Genomic DNA, 14155 nt, shown 5'->3' on the forward strand with positions numbered 1-14155 from the left:
CAGTGCACCGACTTATCCGTCACATAAACGCCTGATTTCGTGTCCTTTAATCGGGTTGTCCACAGAAACCAGCTACCGTTAACCACTACTATCAATGTTGTATACAGATCTTGGTTGTAAACCTGGCGAGCTCGCGAAAAAAAAAATTTTCTTCCACGTGTGGCAAATCGGAGAAGGCAAATCGCAAGCCGATGTTGTCAGCCATCTCGACCGCTTGCTCGCACATCGTGTTCACCAAGGCTTGCCAGGCTGGGAAAGGAACGGCGTCTGTGGATAAGCGCATGAATATTCACAGGACGGAATGTGCAGAAACCACCGACTTGTCCAGTTGAGAAATTTCTATTCAACTTTCCTACAGCGCCGGAACAGGCGTTTTCCAGCGGGTTAACGCGACCGTAAACCATTGATGTTGTGGAGAAAACCGTCTTTATCCACAAAGAAGCCCGCGTTTACTATTACTATCATTTTGTATACAAGCCTTTAACTAAAACAAATACGAGAAATGCCGCTGCCGCTGACTCCGGACCAGCCCGAGGTTGAAAACGACGAAGGCGTGCAGAAAAGATCAGTCACACGCACGAGTCCCTGGTCAGGGCGATCGCGCTAGACCTCTCGAACTGCAGGTCTGGTAGCAATGACACGCAAGCGCCTGTGGAAAAGCCACTGCATATCCACAGCACCGGATGTGCAGAACAGGCCCTTTTTCTGTGAGCCAATTTGTTGTCCAAGAACCGTGCAAGCCGAACGCAAGCTTTTTCCCGCGCGTAAACGACGTCGTAAACCGTTGATACTGTGGAGTAAACTCGCCTTATCCACAGAGATCATCGCGTTTACCTACTACTATCAACCTTGTATACATATCTCTTAATTAAATAAGCAAACACAGCGCAAGCAAAAAAAAGCGTCTTCCAGAACAGGCCATTCACTTCCTGCAACCAGAACCAGAATCGTTGCAATTCAAGGACTGAATGCGATGGAAGCTGTGTACAATCCGTCCCTTATGCACAGTTGCCGATCTGAATTGCCAACAAGGTGCAAATCGTCTCTACACACTTACCCAGCAAGAAAACATGCGTCTAGGGATCATCAGCGCTTTGCACGAAGAACAGGCAGGGCTCGTGGAAGCCATGGGAGGGGCCGCCAAGCTCATCCATGGCAAACGGGAGTACTGGGTCGGAAAGCTGTGGGAAATCGACGCTGTGTGCGTTTTATCGCGTATTGGCAAGGTTGCCGCTGCGATGACTGCGACAACGCTTGTGGAAAAGTTCGGAGTTACGCACATCCTCTTCACGGGCGTTGCCGGCGCCGGGGATAAAACGATCCGTGTGGGCGACATCGTGGTGGCCGAATCGCTGGTCCAGCACGATATGGATGCCAGCCCTTTGTTCCCGCGTTTCGAAGTGCCGCTCACGGGCCAGACGCATTTCCAGCCAGACCAGCAGCTGTCGCTACGCTTGTCCAGTGCCGCCCACGCCTTCCTGGAATGCGACTTCCTGGAGACGATCTCCGAGACCGAGAGACAGGCGTTTGGCCTCGCACAGCCGCGCGTACATCGTGGCCTGATCGCCAGCGGCGACCAGTTCGTCAACGACCGCCAGCGCATCGATGCGCTCAATGGCGCCCTGCCCGGGCTGGTGGCGGTGGAGATGGAAGGCGCCGCGGTGGCGCAGGTGTGTCAGGAACTGGACGTGCCGTTTGCCGTCATCCGCGCGGTATCGGACAATGCCAATGAAGACGCGGCCCACGACTTCATGCGCTTCGTGAAGTCGGTGGCTGCGCAATATGCTTTCCATATCACCCGGCGCCTGTGCCGGCAGCTGGTGGAAGCGCCGCTTCAGCCCAGGAGCGAATCGGCGGGGATGTAGTCGTAGCCCAGGGCCTGGGCTACCGCCTCGAAGGTGACCTTGCCCTGGCAGACGTTCAGGCCATGACGCAGGTGGACATCGTCCGCCAGCGCGCGCCGCCAGCCCTTGTTCGCCAGCGCCAGAGCATGGCCGATGGTGGCGTTATTCAGCGCGAAGGTCGAGGTGCGCGCCACCGCGCCCGGCATGTTCGCAACGCAGTAGTGGACCACGCCATCGACCAGGAAGGTCGGATCGGCGTGCGTCGTTGGGTGTGAGGTCTCGAAACAGCCACCCTGGTCGATCGCCACGTCGACGACCACCGCGCCCTTTTTCATGCGTGAGACCATGTCACGCGTGACGAGTTTCGGCGCCGCCGCGCCAGGCACCAGCACGCCGCCGATCACCAGGTCGGCACTCACGACCGCTTCCTCGAGCGCGTGAGCATTGGAATACAGGGTCGAGATGCGGTTGCCGAACACCAGGTCGAGCTGGCGTAGCCGGTCGACGTTCTTGTCGAGCACCGTGACGCGGGCGCCGGTGCCGACCGCCATCTGCAGCGCATTGGCGCCGACCACGCCGGCGCCGATGATGACGACGTGGCCGGCCGCCACTCCAGGCACGCCGCCCAGCAGCAGCCCCATGCCGCCCCGGGATTTCTCCAGATGGGCGGCGCCGGCCTGGATCGCCATGCGGCCCGCGACTTCGCTCATCGGCGCAAGCAGGGGCAGGCCGCCGCCCGGGCCGGTGATCGTTTCGTAGGCAATGCAGATGGCGCCCGATTTGACCAGGGCCGCGGTTTGCTCCGGATCGGGAGCCAGGTGGAGGTAGGTGTAGAGGATCTGGCCTTCGCGCAGCATCGCGCATTCAGCTGGTTGCGGCTCCTTGACCTTGACGATCATGTCGGCGCGCGAGAAGACTTCGTGGGCGCTGTCGGCGATGGTGGCGCCGGCCGCGGTGTAGTGGGCGTCGTCGATGCCGATTTCATGGCCTGCGCCCTGCTGGATGATGACCTGGTGGCCGCGTGCCATCAGTTCGCGTACCGATGGCGGCGTGAGGCCGACGCGGTATTCGTTGTTCTTGATTTCCTTTGGAACGCCTACAAGCATGGTTGTCTCCTGTTGTGGGTTGTTCTCGCTGGTGCTTCTCCTGCTGGTTTTCTGTTTGTTGGACGCGTGGGCGGCAAAGCCGCCCACCCTACGATGATTCTTACAGGCCCAAGGTCATCAGGCTTGCGTTGCCGCCAGCGGCCGTCGTGTTGACGCAGACCGCACGCTCGGCGACCAGGCGCCACAGGTCCACCGGGACCAGGGCATCGGTGTCGACGATACCGACGATCGCACCCGGACGCGCCGCCAGCTGCGTGCGCAGCAGGCCGGCCAGGCCTGTTTCGACCAGCGCGATCGCGACCTCGGCCGCATCGATCTCTTCCTTACCGACGAAGCGCACACGTTCCTTCACCGCCGCCGGCAGGTTGGCCGGAATCGATTCAGGCGTCGGCGCCAGCACCAGCGCGCGGTTGCCGGTGGCGAGGGCCGCTGCCAGTTGGTTGAGCAGGCCGGCCGAGGTGGCGGGCGCGCACAGCACGGCGCCGCGCGGCGTGAACGACAGGCGGTTGCTTTCGCCGGTCGGGCCGGGCAGGTCCATCGACACGCCATTGAGCGAGGTGCGCGCGTAACCCTCGGCCAGCGCGGCCACCGGTTGCTGGCCATTCGTGCGCAGCCAGCCGATCAAGGCTTCCAGCGCCGCTTCTGGCTGGCGCACGTGTTCCATCAGGGGAGCCGCGCCGCGCTGCAGGCGTTTCAGGTACAGCGGGCCGCCGGCCTTGGGACCGGTGCCCGACTTGCCTTCGCCGCCGAACGGCTGCACGCCGACCACTGCGCCGACGATGTTGCGGTTGACGTAGATATTGCCGACGTGGGCGCGGTTGACGATGTGGTCGATGGTTTCATCGATGCGCGAATGCACGCCCAGGGTCAGGCCATAGCCGGTGGCGTTGATCGCATCGATCACCGATGGCAGCTCGGCGCGGCGGTAGCGCACAATGTGCAGCACCGGGCCGAAGACTTCCTGTTTGAGTTCCGCCAGCGAGGCGATTTCGAGCACGGTCGGCGGCACGAAGGTGCCGGCAGCGAGGACCGACGCCGGCAGCTCGAGCGCGAAGTGGCTGCGCGCGGTGGCCTTGGTGCGCTCGATGTGGGCCAGCAGGTTGCGCTGGGCTTCGGCATCGATCACCGGGCCGATGTCGGTCGCCAGGCGGTCCGGGCAGCCCACGCGCAGTTCCTGCATCGCGCCCTTGAGCATCTTGATGGTCTTGTCGGCGATGTCCTCTTGCAGGAACAGCACGCGCAGCGCCGAGCAGCGCTGGCCGGCCGAGTCGAAGGCCGAACTGAGGACGTCCTGCACCACCTGCTCCGGCAGTGCCGAGGAGTCGACGATCAGCGCGTTCTGGCCGCCGGTTTCCGCCACCAGCGGGATGTCGATGCCTTCCTGTTGCGCGCGCTTGGCCAGCGTGCGGTTGATCAGCTGGGCGACTTCGGTCGAACCGGTGAAGATCACGCCCTTGATGCGGCTGTCCGCCGTCAGGGCAGCGCCCACCACTTCGCCGCGGCCCGGCAGCAGCTGCAGCGCGGCGCGTGGGGTGCCCGCCTCGAGGAACAGTTCCACCGCGCGGTAGGCGATCAATGGGGTCTGTTCGGCCGGCTTGGCCAGCACCACGTTGCCGGCCGCGAGGGCGGCCGCCACCTGGCCGGTGAAGATCGCCAGCGGGAAGTTCCAGGGGCTGATGCAGCTGACCGGTCCCAGTGCCTCGGCCTTGGCCGAGCCGCGGATCTGCACCGCATAGTAGCGCAGGAAGTCGACCGCTTCGCGCAGTTCGGCGATCGCGTTCGGCAGCGATTTGCCGGCTTCGCGCACGGCCAGGGCCATCAGCTCGACACCGTTCTGTTCGAACAGGTCGGCGGTGCGCTCCAGGATCGCAGCGCGTTCATGGGTGGCGGTGGCGGCCCATTCGCCGGCGAAGGCGCTGGCCGCGGCCAGGGCGGTCTCGACGTCGGTGCGCGAGGCCTCGCTCACGTGGCCGACGATATCGCTCGACATCGCGGGATTGACCACGTTGGCGGGCACGCCGGCGTCGCTTGACCCGGCGATCAGCGGGCCGGCGACGTGCTGGCGCTGCTGCGCAAGGCCAATCGCGACCTTGGCCAGGACGTCTTCGTTGACCAGGTCCATACCCGCCGAATTCTTGCGCTCATCGCCGAACATGTCGACCGGCAGTGCGATCGCCGGATGCGGCTTGCCGCCGCTGGCGCGCGCGACGTCGAAGGGATCGGTGAGCAGCGTGTCGATCGCCACGTTCTCGTCGACGATCTGGTTCACGAACGAGGAGTTGGCGCCGTTTTCCAGCAGGCGGCGCACCAGGTAGGCCAGCAGGGTTTCGTGCGAACCGACCGGCGCGTAGATGCGGCAAGCCTTGTCCAGGTTCTTGCTGCCCACGACCTGGTCGTACAGGGTTTCGCCCATGCCGTGCAGGCACTGGAACTCGTAGTTGCTAACGTTATCCTCTTTGGCCCAGGTGTAGATCACCGACAGCGTATGGGCGTTGTGGGTGGCGAACTGCGGATACAGCACGTCGGCCGCCGCCAGCAGCTTGCGCGCGCAAGTCAGGTAGGAGACGTCGGTGTACACCTTGCGCGTATAGACCGGATAGCCGGGCATGCCGTCGACCTGGGCGCGCTTGATCTCGGCATCCCAGTAGGCGCCCTTCACCAGGCGCACCATGAACTTACGGCCGCTGCGCTTGGCCAGGTCAACCAGGTAGTCGATCACGAACGGGCAGCGCTTTTGATAGGCCTGCACCACCAGGCCGATGCCTTCGAAGCCGGCCAGGTCGGCGTCAAAAGCGAGTGCTTCGAGCATGTCGAGCGAGATCTCGAGGCGGTCGGCTTCCTCGGCGTCGATATTAATGCCGATGTTATAGGTCTTGGCCAGCAGGACCAGGCTGCGCACGCGCGGCAGCAGCTCGCCGATCACGCGCGCGTATTGCGCACGGCTGTAGCGCGGATGCAGCGCCGAAAGCTTGATCGAGATGCCCGGACCGTCCTTGATGCCGCGGCCATTGGAGGCCTTGCCGATCGCGTGGATGGCCGCTTCGTACGAGGCGTAGTAGTTCTTCGCATCGCTTTCGGTCAGCGCCGCCTCGCCCAGCATGTCGTAAGAGTAGCGATAACCGCGGGTTTCGTTGTCGCGGCTGTTCTTCAGCGCTTCGTCGATCGTCTGGCCGGTGACGAACTGGTTGCCCAGCATGCGCATCGCCATGTCGACGCCCTTGCGGATCAGCGGTTCGCCGCCCTTCGCGATCAGGCGCGTGAGCGCCGAACCGAGACCCTGCTCGCTATTGGTCGAGACCAGCTTGCCGGTGATGAGCAGGCCCCAGGTCGCTGCATTGACGAACAGCGATGGCGATTCGCCCAGGTGCTTGCGCCAGTCGCCGCGGCTGATCTTGTCGGCGATGAGGCGGTCGGCGGTTTCGCTGTCCGGGATGCGCAGCAGCGCTTCGGCCAGGCACATCAGCGCGACGCCTTCTTCCGACGACAGCGAGAATTCGTGCATCAGCGCGTCCACGCCCGAAGCGCGGGTGCGCTTTTCGCGCACTGCCGAGACCAGGCGATGCGCCAGCGGCTGGGCGTCGGCGCCCGGTGTGGCGCCCTGGGCCAGCAGCCATTGCACGGCCTCGGATTCATCGCGGCGGTAGGCGGCGGTGATGGCGGCGCGCAGGGGAGTCTGCTCGCGCCTGGTTTCAGCGTGGAGGGCGTCGAAGGGAACGAAGGTGGAGGCCGGGGAAGCAGCGATCTGCATGGCTATCTAGTCAAAAGAAAAATACACAACGAGGGCCACCGCACAGCAAAAGCGCCGTACCACATCACGTGGCCGGCGCAGTTTGGAACTCGGTGGAAATGATTCGATTGTAGAAGGATTTCTTCTGGATTAATTCTGCTTTTAATCGTTACTAGCAATAGATAGTTTTTGATGCGACAATCTGACCGAATAAAATTAACGGGAGACACCCGATGTTGGACAAGATCAGCAAGAAGATTCTCGCCGAGCTGCAGAATGACGGCCGCATCAGCAATGTGGAACTGGCGGCGCGCGTCAACCTGTCGCCGGCGGCCTGCCTCGAGCGCGTGCGCAAACTGCATGAATCGGGCTATATCATGGGCTACACGGCCCAGCTCAATCCTCAATTGCTCGACGTATCGCTGCTGGTCTTTATCGAAGTCGTGCTCGATCGCACCACGCCCGAGGTGTTCGATGCGTTCAAGCAGAGCGTGCAGATGATTCCCGAGGTGCTGGAATGCCATATGGTGGCCGGCGGCTTCGACTACCTCGTCAAGGCGCGCGTGAAGGACATGGCGGCCTACCGCGAGTTCCTGGGCAAGACGCTGTTGCAGAAAGGCGTGCGCGAAACCCATACCTATGCGGTGATGGAAGAAGTCAAGAATACGACCAAGCTGCCGATCCGCTGATCGTCAGACCGTGCTTTAGAGGAAAAACGGCCAGGCATTTGCCTGGCCGTTTTGTTTCACGTGAAACATTTTGCTGGGTGACACCAGCGCTGGCGCTGTCAGACGATCTTGCGCACGCCGCTCTTCGAGGCGCTTTCTGCCATCGATTCCAGGTTCTTGCGCAGCCAGCGGTGGGCCGGACTGCGGCCATCGCGTTCATGCCACAGCATGTCCAGGTGGACGGCCGGCAGCTGCAAGGGCAATTCCTTCCAGATCAGCACGTCGGTCATGCCGGTCGAGACCATCAAGTGCTTCGGCAACACGGTGATCAGATCGGAGTTCGCCACCACCCTGCCCGCCGTGAAGAACTGGTTCACCGTCAAGAGGATGCGGCGTTCGCGGCCGAGCTGAGCCAGCGCCTCGTCGACCAGGCCGTGGGCACGGCCCGAGAAGCTCACCAGCAGGTGATTGGCCTTGCAATAGGTGTCGAGATCGAGCTTTTCCTTGGCCAGCGGGTGATCCTTGCGCATCACGCACACATAGACGCCGGAATACAGGCGCTCGTGGCGGATCGGCGAACCGGTCTCGTACGAGAGCTGGGCGGCGACGCCGGGGAAGAAGCCGACCGCCAGGTCGATATCGCCGCGCAACAACATCGGACGCGGTTCGCGCGTCGTCAGCGGCACCATGCGGATGTTCACGCCCGGCGCCTCGCTTTCGATCGAGCGCATCAGGGAAGGCAGCCACAGAGCGGCGGTGGCGTCGGCCATCGCCATGCGGAAGGTGGCTTGCGCCTTGGAAACGTCGAAGGTCTCCGGCATCACCGCCGCTTCCAGCGCCGCCAGGGCCTGGCGCACGGCCGGCCACAGGGCTTCGGCGCGCGGGGTCGGCTTGACGCCGTAGGCGGTGCGGATCAGGAGTTCGTCGCCCAGGCTCTCCCGTAGTCGCTTGATTGCATTCGACACTGCGGGCTGGGTCATGGCCAGGTGGCCGGCGGCACGGGTCAGGTTTTGCTCGGTCATCACCGCGTCGAATACGCGCAGCAGATTCAGGTCAAGCGTCAGAAAGCTCATGGGATTCAGGAGAAAACTGTTGTGAATACAGGAGTACGGGTAGTGTACTCCAAATCATTCACAAACTGTATAAGGGCCATCAGGGAACAAAATTAGATTTATATGTTGCGACGCACTATAGTTCTCAACAATAACAGAACGAGCCTATCATGTCTTCCACCGCCTCCCTAGTCCAAGCTGCCGCTGCCGTGCCCTACGGCCAGGTGTTCAGCACCACCGTGTATCTTGCCTTGCTGGCTGGCTTTGTCCTGTTCTTCCGCCCGCTGCTGGTCGGCATTGGCCGCGCCTTGTATTTGACCGTGCGTCCACGCCGCAGCAAGGCCGAGCTGGCCGCGCGCCGCGCCCTGGACGAAGCGCTGGCGCTCAAGCGTAAGCTGGCCAGCCTGGATCCGGTGGACGCCGCTGAAGTGCGTGCAATGGGCATCCGCCACTGATTATTACCGAATTCTCCCCTGACGCGGTCTCCGGCAACGGACACCGCGTTTTTTTTCGTCCCTGCCTTCTGTAGCACGCCGCCAAGGCTGCAATCTCTTTTCCCCCTGAAAACGCCCGGATGTCGCTTTATGCCTGGTGACTTTACGTTACCGGGATTTTCTCGCCATTTTTATTTAACAAAGTTCACAAAGAGTTAAAATTATGATCTATCGAAAAAAACGTTAAGGCGTTACTTGTCATACTGATGAGTATATTTTGCGTGGAGTTGAAGCAAATTTAGGAGAATATGGATGAGCTATGTCTTTGCCTTGATTTGGCCTGAAATTATAGACGATAGCAATAACTTAATAGCAAATTCTGATGTGTTCGGTAGTCAATGAAAGAGGTTCAACAAAGTTCACATTCTAGATTACATAAAAATATACTTACGGTAACCGTGCGAACAAGCGAAACCAGCAGACCAATAAGCGCCAAAAAGCGCCGGTCAACGTTAACCGGGAGTAGCATGCCAGGACGAATGAATCGGGCTGGATGAAAGAATGGCGTTCAGGGACGTGCGGACGCCGCATGCGGGGCGAGCCAGTACGCGGTCAGGAAAGCTGGGAGTGGAAACAAAAAAGCCGGCAGGGTTGCCGGCTTGGGGAGCAGATCAGGCTGGGGCCTTGTCGGCCGTTAGCCGCTCGTACTTGATGAGGAGTTCTTCGCGCGATTCGCGCCATTCCGGATTGAGCGGAATGCAGGCAACCGGGCACAGTTGCACGCATTGCGGCTCATCGAAATGGCCGACGCACTCGGTGCACTTGTGTGGATCGATCTGGTAATACTCTTCGCCCATCGAAATAGCATCGTTGGGGCATTCGGGTTCGCAGACGTCGCAGTTGATGCAGTCGTCGGTAATCAATAAAGCCATGATACGTCCTGGAGAATCAGGCCTTCGGCGCTTGCGCCATGCTGGCGATTTTCTGCTGCAGCCAGCGGTCGACCGAAGGGAATACGAATTTGGAGACGTCGCCGCCCAGCATGGCGATCTCGCGCACGATGGTGCCCGAAATGAACTGGTACTGGTCGGACGGGGTCAGGAACATGGTTTCGACGTCGGGCAGCAGGTAGCGGTTCATGCCCGCCATCTGGAACTCGTATTCGAAATCGGACACCGCGCGCAGGCCGCGCACGATCACGCGGGCGTCGTGCTTGCGCACGAAGTCCTTGAGCAGGCCCGAGAAGCTCTCGACCTGCACATTGGGGTAATGGCCAAGCACTTCGTTGGCGATATCCAGGCGTTCTTCGAGCGTAAAGAATGGACGTTTGTTGCGGCTGTCGGCGACGCCGACCACCAGTCGGTCGAACAGCCCGGATGCGCGGCGTACCAAATCCTCGTGGCCGCGAGTCAGCGGATCGAACGTACCTGGATAAACGGCTACAACCATTGCGGCTCCCTGAAAATTAACACCCTATTAGAACGCGCATTATGCCTGAAAACACGGCATCCGCCCCAGGCCGGGGCATGGTTTGCCCAATGGTTGTGCAGTTTCCCGGCCCTTGGCGGACTCAGGCCGCCTTTTCTTGCAGCTTCAGCAAATGGTAGTAGACCATGCCCGCCTTGTCGGCGCGCACCACTTCCCATCCGTCCAGCCAGTCCGGGAGGTCATCGCCCTCGGTCGGCAACGGCGCCTCGGCTTCGGCATATACCATGCCGCCATCAAGCAGCAGCGCCGCGCACAGCGGCAGGGTCTTGGCCAGCAGATCCTGTTGATAAGGCGGGTCGAGGAAGATCACGTCGAAGCGCTGGCCGCGGGTGGCCAGGTCTTGCGCCAGGGTCAGGGCGTCGGCGCGCAGCACGGTGATGTTGTCGGCCTTGAGCTTGTCGCGGTTGGCCTCAAGCTGGCGCACGGCCGGAGCGTGGTTGTCGACCATCGTCACCTTCGCCGCGCCGCGGCTGGCAGCCTCGAAGCCGAGCACGCCGGAACCCGCGTACAGGTCGAGAAAAGTAGCTTGCTCCCAGTCGCTGCCGAGCTGGTGGTTGATCCAGTTGAACACGGTTTCGCGCACGCGGTCTGGCGTGGGACGCAGGCCGAGGGCGTCGACCACGGGTAGCAGGGTGCGTTTCCAGGCGCCGCCGATGATGCGGACCTGGTGCTGGGCCATGCGCGGCGCGCCATGGGGTTTGGCGGCCTGGGGCCTTGATTTCATGGACTTTCTTTGCATGGGCGGCACTATAGCATGCGGTTTTCCGTGCCTGCGGGGCCGCCCTTTCCTGCTTATTTACCTGCCGCCAGTGCCCCGAAATCATTAATCCAGCCTTGCATGCGCTGCTGCGCATGGGCCTTCTGCTCCGGCGTCGCCAGTTTGATCGCCGTCAGGATGTATTTCGTCGTGTGGTCGATGCTGGCGTCATAGAAGGCCTTGCGCTCGGGCGACTCCATGCGTGTGAACAACTCGCGCATCAGGCCTTGCACCTTGGCCGTGGTCTGCTCGCGGTTGAGCTTTTTCTGCTGTACTTCTTGCAGCAGCGCCAGGATGCGGCGCTGGCGGTACTGGCGCTCCTCTAACCACTGCTGGTTATCGAGCGGACGCAGGTCGGAGGCGCGGCGCAGGGCGGCCTCCTGCTCGCTGCTGAAGCGGCCGAACCACAGTTCCATCTGCTCCATCGATTTCTTGAAGCGCGCGCGCTGGCGTTTCTCGACGCTGCCGCTCATGAACTTGCGGCGGTATTCTTCGTTCTTGTCCTTGAACTTCTTGTCGATATTGGCGATTTGCGCAGGGGTGATCGACATGGCCAGCGTCGTCAGTTCCGGCACCGCGCGCTGGGACAGGCGTTCGCCGCGCACGCGGATCTCGCGGTAGGCCTGCAATAGGTCGGCCTGGCTCGGGTTGCCAGCCATTCTTTGCTGGAATGTGCCTAATAAAGCGGCATAGTCGCGCAACTGGGTCTGGCGATGCCATTGGAACAGGCCATTGATGTCGCGCTTGGCGATGTCGGCCTGTTGACCTTCGAAATCGACATAGGAATTCATCCACCAGTACAGTAAGGTGTCGCCCTGGTTGTACGAAAAGCGAATCGTGCTGCAACCGGCGGCCAGCGCCATCACGGCAATCGCGAATAGCGCTAAGGTGCGCCGGAACAAGGTATCTCGCATGCTAGAATTTTTCATATTTTCAACTTTTTGAGAACGGCTTATGAACGTTGTGATCCTCGCCGCCGGCATGGGAAAGCGCATGCAATCCGCCCTGCCGAAAGTCCTGCATCCATTGGCTGGTAAGCCGCTGTTGCGCCACGTTATCGATACGGCACGTAGCCTGAGTCCGCAGAAATTATGTGTGATTTACGGGCACGGCGGCGCAGCGGTGCCCGAGATGGTGTCCGCGCTAGCGCAAGAGACCGGCATTACGATCGATACCGCCCTGCAGCAGCCGCAGCTGGGCACTGGCCATGCAGTGATGCAGGCGGTGCCGCAACTGGACGATGGCAGCGCCACCCTGGTGCTGTATGGCGACGTGCCGCTGACCACGGTGGACTCGCTGCGCCGCCTGGTCGAGGCCGCAGGAAGCGACAAGCTGGGCATCCTGACGGTCGAACAGGCCAACCCTTTCGGCCTGGGCCGCATCGTGCGCGAGAACGGCAAGATCGTGCGCATCGTCGAAGAAAAAGATGCCAGCGAGGCCGAGCGCGCCATCCGCGAAATCAATAGCGGCATCATGGCGATCCCCACCCGCCATCTCAAGAAGTGGCTGGCGGCGCTGTCCAACAACAATGCCCAGGGCGAGTACTACCTCACCGATATCGTGGCCCAGGCCGTGGCAGATGGTGTGCCGGTCGTGTCGGCGCACCCGTCGGGCGAATGGGAAGTGGCTGGCGTGAACAGCAAGGTGCAGTTGGCCGAGCTGGAGCGTCGTCATCAATTGAACATCGCCCATGCCCTGCTGGAAAAAGGCGTGACCTTGATGGATCCGGCACGTATCGATGTGCGCGGTGAACTGATTTGCGGCCGCGATGTCACTATCGACGTCGGCTGCGTGTTCGAAGGCCGTGTCGAGCTGGCTGACGGCGTAAAGGTCGGCGCCAACTGCGTGCTGGTCGGCGCCACGGTCGGCGCTGGCGCCAACATCAAGCCGTTCTGCCATATCGAAGGCGCCGTCATTGGCGCCGCCTCGCAGATCGGACCGTATGCGCGCCTGCGTCCGGGCACCGAGCTGGGCGAGGACGTCCATGTGGGTAACTTCGTCGAGGTCAAGAACAGCACCGTGGCGGCGCACAGCAAGGCCAACCACCTGGCCTATATCGGCGATGCCACCGTCGGCTCGCGCGTGAACATCGGCGCCGGCGTCATCACCTGCAACTACGACGGCGCCAACAAGTTCCGTACCGTGATCGAGGACGAGGTGTTCGTGGGCAGCGACAGCCAGCTGGTGGCGCCGGTGACGATCGGCAAGGGCGCGACCCTGGGCGCCGGGACCACGCTCACCAAGGATGCGCCGGCCGGCAAGCTGACCATTTCGCGGCCCAAGCAAATCACCATCGAAGGATGGAAGCGTCCGGTGAAAGTGAAGAAGTAATCCACCGGCTGTCGACAGGGTAATCACAGGAAATAAACAAGATAAACACAGGGTTTTACCGTGCTTACCCCCTGTCCATCCACCTGGTCTTCCACAATATTATCCACAGGCTGCGGCCTGTGATCTAGACGGCGATCCGGGTGTCGAACTTGCTGCGGTGGGTCGAAAAATAGGCTTTGACGTTGCGCACATTGGCGTGCGAGGTGAACAACCGGTGCGCTAGCGCATGATAGGCCGGCATGTCGGCAACCTGCACGACCAGCACGAAATCGGGTCCTGGCGATACCCGGTAGCACTGCAGCACGGCCGCTTCCCTGGCGGCCAGCTTCTCGAACTCTTCCATGCGCTCGGCGGCCTGCACGTCGAGCGTGATCTCGACGATGGCGGACAGGCAGCTGCCGACCTTGTCGGGCGCCACGATCGCCACCTGACGCTCGATGACGCCACTTTCCGTCAGCTGCTTTACGCGGCGCAGACAAGTCGGTGGCGACACGTGCACAAGGGCCGCCAGTTCGGCGTTCGTATGCGATGCGTCAGTTTGCAAAATATTCAGAATGCGACGATCGAGGTCGTCGAGGGCAGGTAGTTCTGTCATCTTGATGAAATATTCAGTAAATTTTATGATTTTTATGAAACAAGATTTCTTGCTTATGCAGGCATGAAATAATCTAACAAAAATAGCCTCGCACTGTAAGCTTATTTCATTCGGATTGCTCTACGATAAGACTCAACAGTTTTTCTATTCGAG

General features: G+C 61.2%; 12 protein-coding genes. 4 read left to right on the forward strand and 8 right to left on the reverse strand.

All coding sequences use genetic code 11. The features are described 5' to 3' along the window. The first annotated feature begins 1070 nt into the window (after positions 1 to 1070). On the forward strand, positions 1071 to 1865 hold the full coding sequence (locus tag FVD38_RS11630) for a 5'-methylthioadenosine/adenosylhomocysteine nucleosidase (RefSeq protein WP_147934957.1): 795 nt from the start codon (positions 1071 to 1073) through the stop codon (positions 1863 to 1865). Here the strand turns inward: FVD38_RS11630 and ald are convergent. Continuing rightward, entirely contained in the window at positions 1835 to 2950 is a 1116-nt protein-coding gene (ald, locus tag FVD38_RS11635) for an alanine dehydrogenase (RefSeq protein WP_147934958.1), read from the reverse strand. The genes FVD38_RS11630 and ald overlap by 31 nt on opposite strands. Before the next feature lie 100 nt (positions 2951 to 3050). Then, positions 3051 to 6698 (reverse strand): trifunctional transcriptional regulator/proline dehydrogenase/L-glutamate gamma-semialdehyde dehydrogenase, encoded by a 3648-nt coding sequence (putA, locus tag FVD38_RS11640; protein ID WP_147934959.1) that lies wholly within the window; start codon positions 6696 to 6698, stop codon positions 3051 to 3053. A 212-nt stretch (positions 6699 to 6910) separates the two neighbouring features. On the opposite strand from putA, the gene FVD38_RS11645 reads away from it, so the two are divergent. Continuing rightward, a complete protein-coding gene (locus FVD38_RS11645; protein ID WP_005664065.1) occupies positions 6911 to 7366 on the forward strand; it encodes an Lrp/AsnC ligand binding domain-containing protein in 456 nt (151 codons plus the stop codon). A gap of 98 nt (positions 7367 to 7464) precedes the next feature. Here the strand turns inward: FVD38_RS11645 and FVD38_RS11650 are convergent, their stop codons facing one another. Next, positions 7465 to 8418, reverse strand: coding sequence for a LysR family transcriptional regulator (locus FVD38_RS11650; protein WP_123067680.1), 954 nt, complete (start codon positions 8416 to 8418; stop codon positions 7465 to 7467). Between the two features lie 149 nt (positions 8419 to 8567). Here FVD38_RS11650 and FVD38_RS11655 point away from each other — a divergent pair, with 149 nt between their 5' ends. Next, the gene (locus FVD38_RS11655; protein WP_123067681.1) at positions 8568 to 8852 is read left to right on the forward strand and encodes a hypothetical protein; all 285 of its coding nucleotides are present in this window, start codon (positions 8568 to 8570) and stop codon (positions 8850 to 8852) included. Between the two features lie 650 nt (positions 8853 to 9502). Here the strand turns inward: FVD38_RS11655 and FVD38_RS11660 are convergent. From FVD38_RS11660 to FVD38_RS11675, 4 genes are all read right to left on the reverse strand, one after another. After that, entirely contained in the window at positions 9503 to 9763 is a 261-nt protein-coding gene (locus tag FVD38_RS11660) for a YfhL family 4Fe-4S dicluster ferredoxin (RefSeq protein ID WP_123067682.1), read from the reverse strand. Between the two features lie 16 nt (positions 9764 to 9779). Further along, the gene (gene coaD, locus FVD38_RS11665; RefSeq protein WP_005664073.1) at positions 9780 to 10280 is read right to left on the reverse strand and encodes a pantetheine-phosphate adenylyltransferase; all 501 of its coding nucleotides are present in this window, start codon (positions 10278 to 10280) and stop codon (positions 9780 to 9782) included. 121 nt (positions 10281 to 10401) lie between these two features. Then, a complete protein-coding gene (gene rsmD, locus FVD38_RS11670) occupies positions 10402 to 11043 on the reverse strand; it encodes a 16S rRNA (guanine(966)-N(2))-methyltransferase RsmD (protein ID WP_229493596.1) in 642 nt (213 codons plus the stop codon). A gap of 68 nt (positions 11044 to 11111) precedes the next feature. Then, positions 11112 to 11990, reverse strand: a complete 879-nt coding sequence (locus FVD38_RS11675; RefSeq protein ID WP_147934960.1) for a DUF6279 family lipoprotein — start codon at positions 11988 to 11990, stop codon at positions 11112 to 11114. A 40-nt stretch (positions 11991 to 12030) separates the two neighbouring features. On the opposite strand from FVD38_RS11675, the gene glmU reads away from it, so the two are divergent. After that, complete coding sequence (gene glmU / locus FVD38_RS11680) at positions 12031 to 13407, forward strand: bifunctional UDP-N-acetylglucosamine diphosphorylase/glucosamine-1-phosphate N-acetyltransferase GlmU (RefSeq protein ID WP_147934961.1); 1377 nt, start codon at positions 12031 to 12033, stop codon at positions 13405 to 13407. Between the two features lie 124 nt (positions 13408 to 13531). Here the strand turns inward: glmU and FVD38_RS11685 are convergent, their stop codons facing one another. After that, the gene (locus FVD38_RS11685) at positions 13532 to 14002 is read right to left on the reverse strand and encodes an Lrp/AsnC family transcriptional regulator (RefSeq protein WP_147934962.1); all 471 of its coding nucleotides are present in this window, start codon (positions 14000 to 14002) and stop codon (positions 13532 to 13534) included. Positions 14003 to 14155 lie beyond the last annotated feature (153 nt).

Origin of the sequence: Massilia arenae (genome assembly GCF_008014745.1) — a bacterium.
Classification (GTDB): Bacteria; Pseudomonadota; Gammaproteobacteria; order Burkholderiales; family Burkholderiaceae_D; genus Telluria; species Telluria arenae.

Bases quoted from the DNA above. Each gene is read 5' to 3' on its own strand.
- FVD38_RS11650 (WP_123067680.1), bottom strand. From the start codon at position 8,418: ATGAGCTTTCTGACGCTTGACCTGAATCTGCTGCGCGTATTCGACGCG.
- putA (WP_147934959.1), bottom strand. From the start codon at position 6,698: ATGCAGATCGCTGCTTCCCCGGCCTCCACCTTCGTTCCCTTCGACGCC.
- coaD (WP_005664073.1), bottom strand. From the start codon at position 10,280: ATGGTTGTAGCCGTTTATCCAGGTACGTTCGATCCGCTGACTCGCGGC.
- FVD38_RS11630 (WP_147934957.1), top strand. From the start codon at position 1,071: ATGCGTCTAGGGATCATCAGCGCTTTGCACGAAGAACAGGCAGGGCTC.
- FVD38_RS11655 (WP_123067681.1), top strand. From the start codon at position 8,568: ATGTCTTCCACCGCCTCCCTAGTCCAAGCTGCCGCTGCCGTGCCCTAC.
- ald (WP_147934958.1), bottom strand. From the start codon at position 2,950: ATGCTTGTAGGCGTTCCAAAGGAAATCAAGAACAACGAATACCGCGTC.
- FVD38_RS11685 (WP_147934962.1), bottom strand. From the start codon at position 14,002: ATGACAGAACTACCTGCCCTCGACGACCTCGATCGTCGCATTCTGAAT.
- glmU (WP_147934961.1), top strand. From the start codon at position 12,031: ATGAACGTTGTGATCCTCGCCGCCGGCATGGGAAAGCGCATGCAATCC.
- FVD38_RS11645 (WP_005664065.1), top strand. From the start codon at position 6,911: ATGTTGGACAAGATCAGCAAGAAGATTCTCGCCGAGCTGCAGAATGAC.
- FVD38_RS11660 (WP_123067682.1), bottom strand. From the start codon at position 9,763: ATGGCTTTATTGATTACCGACGACTGCATCAACTGCGACGTCTGCGAA.
- FVD38_RS11675 (WP_147934960.1), bottom strand. From the start codon at position 11,990: ATGCGAGATACCTTGTTCCGGCGCACCTTAGCGCTATTCGCGATTGCC.
- rsmD (WP_229493596.1), bottom strand. From the start codon at position 11,043: ATGAAATCAAGGCCCCAGGCCGCCAAACCCCATGGCGCGCCGCGCATG.